The organism is Actinomyces polynesiensis, assembly GCF_000820725.1.
Classification (GTDB): domain Bacteria; phylum Actinomycetota; class Actinomycetes; order Actinomycetales; family Actinomycetaceae; genus Pauljensenia; species Pauljensenia polynesiensis.
In genome coordinates this window covers 1-5,339 of sequence record NZ_CCXH01000044.1, presented here as the reverse complement: position 1 = coordinate 5,339, position 5,339 = coordinate 1, and the positions used below count along the sequence as shown (strand labels likewise).

General features: G+C 71.1%; 6 protein-coding genes. All 6 read right to left on the bottom strand.

Translation table 11 applies throughout. The annotated features are described in order from the left end of the window. Nucleotides 1-727: thiamine-phosphate kinase (locus TA90_RS01655; RefSeq protein ID WP_074015225.1), on the bottom strand; the 727-nt coding region annotated here is incomplete at its 3' end. A 257-nt stretch (nt 728-984) separates the two neighbouring features. Beyond that, entirely contained in the window at nt 985-1,842 is an 858-nt protein-coding gene (locus TA90_RS01650) for a TrmH family RNA methyltransferase (RefSeq protein WP_231550628.1), read from the bottom strand. A 20-nt stretch (nt 1,843-1,862) separates the two neighbouring features. Next, the gene (gene rplT, locus TA90_RS01645; protein WP_043534283.1) at nt 1,863-2,246 is read right to left on the bottom strand and encodes a 50S ribosomal protein L20; all 384 of its coding nucleotides are present in this window, start codon (nt 2,244-2,246) and stop codon (nt 1,863-1,865) included. A 32-nt stretch (nt 2,247-2,278) separates the two neighbouring features. Continuing rightward, nucleotides 2,279-2,473 (bottom strand): 50S ribosomal protein L35, encoded by a 195-nt coding sequence (rpmI, locus tag TA90_RS01640; protein ID WP_043534282.1) that lies wholly within the window; start codon nt 2,471-2,473, stop codon nt 2,279-2,281. 55 nt (nt 2,474-2,528) lie between these two features. After that, the gene (gene infC / locus TA90_RS01635) at nt 2,529-3,191 is read right to left on the bottom strand and encodes a translation initiation factor IF-3 (RefSeq protein WP_231550627.1); all 663 of its coding nucleotides are present in this window, start codon (nt 3,189-3,191) and stop codon (nt 2,529-2,531) included. 880 nt (nt 3,192-4,071) lie between these two features. Then, the gene (locus TA90_RS13005; RefSeq protein ID WP_187120063.1) at nt 4,072-5,115 is read right to left on the bottom strand and encodes an endonuclease domain-containing protein; all 1,044 of its coding nucleotides are present in this window, start codon (nt 5,113-5,115) and stop codon (nt 4,072-4,074) included. Nucleotides 5,116-5,339 lie beyond the last annotated feature (224 nt).

Sequence of the window (5,339 nt, the reverse complement as noted above, 5' to 3'; positions counted from 1 at the left end):
CCCATCCCCCCGAGATGTCACGCCCGTCCAGGCGCACGCGCGGCAGCCCCTCGGGCCCCACGGCGCCCACGACGCCGATCGCCCTGAAGGGCGCGGGCAGGACCACGCGGGACGGGAAGGTGGCGAGCAGGGGGTGGTCCTCCCCGCCGAAGAGCACCCAGTCCAGTGCCGGGCGCCCGCAGACCTCGGCCGCCGCCCCCAAGGCGCGCACGTCAGGGGCGAGCAGGGCCGGGTCGAGTTCGATGATGACACCGCTGGCCCTCGCCATCCGCCCGGCGTCGATGACGAGCCCGTCGGAGACGTCCAGCATCGCGTGGGCACCATGTGCGGCGGCCGTCGGCCCCGCCTCCAGGGGCGGGGTGGGCGCACGGTAGGTCGACACGGCCTCCGCCAGGTCCCCCAGCACCTCCCGGTCGTGGCACGAGGGGTCCACGTGTCCACGGGAGAGCAGTTCCAGCCCGGCACCCGAGCGGCCGAGCGTTCCCGCCACGGCCACGATGTCCCCCGGACGCGCCCCGCTGCGCAGCACCGGGGCCTCGTGGGTCCATCCCTGGGCGGTCACGGAGACGACGACCTGCTCACCGGAGGAGAGGTCACCCCCGACCACCCCGGCCCCGGCGCGCCGCGCCCGGTCCCCGAAGCCCGCGGCCAGGGCGACCACCCAGTCCACCGGCGTCTCGGGTGGGAGCACCAGGGAGACGACCAGCGAGGAGGTACGCCCGCCCATGGCCGCGACGTCCGCCAGGTTCTGCGCGGCGGCACGTGCCCCGATTCGTCGGGTGAGGACCAGTCGGTGCGGAAGTGGTGCCCGGCCACGAGGATGTCCGTGGTCACCAGGAAGCACGCTTCGGGGGACGCGACGAAGGCGCAGTCGTCCCCCGGCCCGAGCAGGGTCCGCTCCCCCGTCGGCAGCACCGCCGTGAGGAGGGAGATCAGTTCGGACTCGTCGAGCTCGCGCACACGCATGTGCCCAGCCTATCGGGGTCAGGACCCGGCCCGCGTCCCCCGTTGGGAGGCGAAGAGGCACATGGCGGCCGCGGAGGAGACGTTGAGGGACTCCGCCGGGCCGCTCATGGGGATGCGCACGAGGACGTCACAGGCGTCCTCCTCCTCGGGGTCGAGGCCCTGCGCCTCGTTGCCGAACACCCAGGCGTGGGGGACGGTGAGTGCGCCCTCGCCCCGCAGCACCACCTCGTCGAGGAGGTCGGTCAGGTCGAGGGACCCGTCCTGTCCGGAGGTCCCCATGACCACGGTCCCGCCCTCGTGGAGGGAGTCGACGAGGGCGGGCAACTCCACCCCGGTCGCGACGGGGAGGTGGAAGACCGACCCTGCGGAGGCACGGACCACCTTCGGGTTGCGGACGTCCACCGACCCGGGGGTGAGGACGACGCGGGAGGCGCCCATGGCATCGGCCGTGCGGATGATGGTCCCGGCATTGCCGGGGTCCTGCGCGCGGGCCAGGACGACGACCGGACCCCCACCCAGGCGGGGCGCTCCGTCGGCGACCGCCTGCTCGCGCGCCACGGCGAGGACGCCCTGCGCGTCGGAGGACATCGCACGGGCGACCTCCTCGGTGACCTCGTGCACCCAGCGGGTGACCGCCTCGGCTGCACCGACGATGTCCGGGTGCTGTGCGGAGGCACGCGGGGTGAGGTACACGTCGCGCACCTGTCCACCGCGGTGCACGACCAGTTCGCGCACCGCCTGGGGCCCCTCGACGAGCATCAGGCCGCTGCGTGAACGCGCCGAGCGCCCGGCCAACCCGGCGACCCGCTTCACGCGATCGGCGTGGGGGTTGTCCAGGATGGACGGGCGCTCAGTGGAGTCGGATCGGTCGGACACGGGGTCCAGGTCCGACTGTCTCAGGCCTGCTTGGCGGCGTTGACGTCCGCGGGCAGTGCTGCCTTGGCGGTCCCGACGAGCGCCGTGAAGGCGGCGGGCTCATTGACGGCCAGCTCGGCGAGCATGCGGCGGTCGACCTCGACACCGGCCAGGGTCAGGCCCTGGATGAAGCGGTTGTAGGTCATGCCGTTCTGGCGGGCCGCAGCGTTGATGCGCTGGATCCACAGGCGACGGAAGTCGCCCTTGCGCGCCTTGCGGTCGCGGTAGGAGTAGGTGAAGGAGTGGGTGACCTGCTCCTTGGCCTTGCGGTACAGGCGCGAACGCTGACCGCGGTAGCCCGACGCCTGCTCCAGGACGACGCGACGCTTCTTGTGGGCGTTGACGGCCCTCTTCACACGTGCCATTTCTCAGTATCTCCTTGGTGCGGACGGGCCGGTCAGATGCCCAGCAGGTTGCGGACGCGCTTCTTGTCGGACTTGGCGACCAGCTGGTCGGAAGCGAGGCGACGCTTCTTCTTGCTCGACTTGTGCTCGAGGAGGTGGCGGGCCCCGGCCTGCTCGCGCATGAGCTTGCCCGATCCGGTCACGCGGACGCGCTTCTTCGTCCCGGAGTGAGTCTTGTTCTTCGGCATGTCTTCCATTCCTTCTGTGTCCGACGCAGGGCCCGTGGCCCCGCGTCTGAGTGCTTCACCGTGCGGATTCCGCCCCGCGGGCCTGGTCCCTGGTGGAACGTTCGGCCTTCTTGTCCTTGCGAGCCACGCGCTCGGCCTCGCGGCGCTGGCGCTGCTCGTTGATCGCGTCGGCCTTGCGGCGGGTCGGTGCGAGCACCATCGTCATGTTGCGTCCGTCCTGACGGGGCATCGACTCGACCGTCGCCAGGTCACCCACGTCCTCGGCCAGCCTCTGCAGCAGGCGCACGCCCGCCTCGGGGCGGGACTGCTCGCGGCCGCGGAACATGATCATGACCTTGACCTTGTCGCCCTGGGTGAGGAAGCGCACGACGTGCCCCTTCTTCACCTCGAAGTCGTGGTCGTCGATCTTCAGGCGGAAACGGATCTCCTTGAGCTGCGTGTTCGCCTGGTTGCGGCGGGCGTCGCGAGCCTTCTGGGCGGCCTCGTACTTGAACTTGCCGTAGTCCATGAGCTTGCAGACGGGCGGCTTGGCGTCGGGTGCGACCTCGACGAGGTCGAGCCCGGCCTCGTCGGCCAGACGGAGGGCATCCTCCACACGGACGACGCCGACCTGCTCCCCGCCGGGTCCCACGAGGCGGACCTCTGGGACTCGGATGCGATCATTGATGCGGGTCTCGCTGATGGGTGACTCCTTCCACGGTGTCAACTGTTCGGGCACGAAGAAGGCCTCCGTGCCGCGACGCGCACGAAGGCCCACAACGACCTGCGGCACTGCCGCAGGTCGACGGACCCGATCCCCTGTACCTCGGCCCCGGCACTTGCCGGGTCGGGCACGAACCGCCGTGACTGGCACGGCGGCGGGCATCCAGGTGGGAGGATCTCCGCTTGCGTCCCGGGCATGGTTGCCCGGACGGTCGGCACACAGGATATCACCGGCCGTGCGTCGCCCACCAGCGAGGTGTCCCCGGGAACGGGTGCCGTCCCTCACAGCGGGCTCGCGCGTGGGCCCGCCCGCCGCTGGTCGACTGTCTGGCGCCGTCCGACGATCGCCCCCGGGTGCGGGAGCGGGGACCGGGTCCGGGTGCTGGACCGGTTCAGGCGCAGGTGCGGGTGCCGGTCCGGGGCCAGATCGGGGCCCGGGCCTCGGGCCTCGGCGAGACAGCAAGTTCGCGCACCCTCCCTGTCAGAACTTGCCGCCTCGTCAGAGCGCCTCGAACAGCCCCCAGCATCACCGCAGGTCACAGACCCGACCCCACCACCGCCCACACCCGGACCCCCACGAGACGGCAAGTTCGCGCACCCTCCCTGTCAGAACTTGCCGCCTCGTCAGAGCCCCTCGAACAGCCCCCAGCATCACCGCAGGTCACAGACCCGACCCCACCACCGCCCACACCCGGACCCCCACGAGACGGCAAGTTCGCGCACCGTTCCTGTCAGAACTTGCCGTCTCGTCAGAGCACCCCAGACCATCCCCAGCATCATCACCGCAGGTCACAGACCCGACCCCACCACCGCCCACACCCGGGCCCCCACGAGACGGCAAGTTCGCGCACGGGACCTGTCAGAACTTGCCGTCTCGTCCTCGCGTGGACCTCTGATCACCGGCAGGCGGAGGAGAACCCCCGGCCCAGCACCAGGTCCCGGCCCGCATGGGCCAGCCGCGTGCGGATCTCGGCGATGACTGCCTCCGGGTCGGCCAACTCGTTCCAGCGGAAGCGCACCACCGTGTAGCCCATGCGCTCGAGCACCTTCTGGCGGTCGTCGCGATGGTCGAAGCTGTCGAGGACAGAGTTCCTGTCGTCCCCGTACTTCGCGCGCCCGTCGAACTCGATGGCGAGCATGAGTCCGGGGATGCACAGGTCGATGAAGAACACGTGGCGTCCGTCGGTCACCCGGTGTTGCGTGACCACCGCGTCCACTCCGTGGCTCCGGAGGATCCACAGCAGCAGCGCCTCAGCCACGGACTCGCATCCGGCATCGGCTGCAGTGACGATCTCGCGGGCGACCTGCCGACACCTGGCGCGCGACGGGAGGTCGGAGATACGCTCGAGCATTCCGGCGCGGACTGCCTCCTCCGCGAGCCGCCCTCCGACGTCGCGGTGCTTGTCGTAGCCGGACATCGAGCGCAGTGCACCGCAGGCCACGACAAATGCCTCCGGGGCCGGCATGGTCGAGCAGCAGGAGAGGACCACGACGTCCAGCGGGAGCACCCGGATCCCCGCGCGCTCGACGGGGGCGAGGTCACCGCAGCCACCCCCGTGCCGCACCACGCGGCACGGGCCCACGCTCGCCGTCCCCGGCAGGACCACCGGGGGCAGGACGGGATTCTGACCACCGGAGCGCTGCGGAGACCAGACGTGGACATCACCGCTCTCCCGCAGCCTGGGGATCCCGTGGAGCATCGCTGCAGTGACGCCCGTCGCGGCCGCCGACCCGTCATGGAGCACTGCGATCGCCCGGGCCAGCCCCACGACCTCGGAGAACTCCCACCTGAGGGTGAACTGCCCGAGGTAGTCCCCTTCGAGGTGGGCACCCCGGCGCACGACCACGAGCTCTCCGGAGCGGACCCGACCGGACAGGTTGAGGACCCGTTCCTCGGAGGAGAACCGCATGTGTGAACGGACCTCTTCCGCAGTCGGCATGCCGGTCATCGTCCCCTCCCTCCACTCGGGGGTGATTCTCTCCTCCGGTGCCACGACGGCAGCACCGCACCGACCGCCGTGACCGGCGAGGTCGGATCGTCGACTGTGGATGCGTCAGGGTGACCGCGTCAGACAGAGCGAACAGACCGGCACACCAGGGGCGCCCGAGCCCCCGTCAAGGAGTCCGGTCCACACGGGCCCGGACCCGAGGGAGCCCCTCCGGA

Coding starts and splice junctions, on each gene's coding strand:
- TA90_RS13005 (WP_187120063.1), bottom strand. CDS start 5,115: ATGCCGACTGCGGAAGAGGTCCGTTCACACATGCGGTTCTCCTCCGAG.
- rplT (WP_043534283.1), bottom strand. CDS start 2,246: ATGGCACGTGTGAAGAGGGCCGTCAACGCCCACAAGAAGCGTCGCGTC.
- rpmI (WP_043534282.1), bottom strand. CDS start 2,473: ATGCCGAAGAACAAGACTCACTCCGGGACGAAGAAGCGCGTCCGCGTG.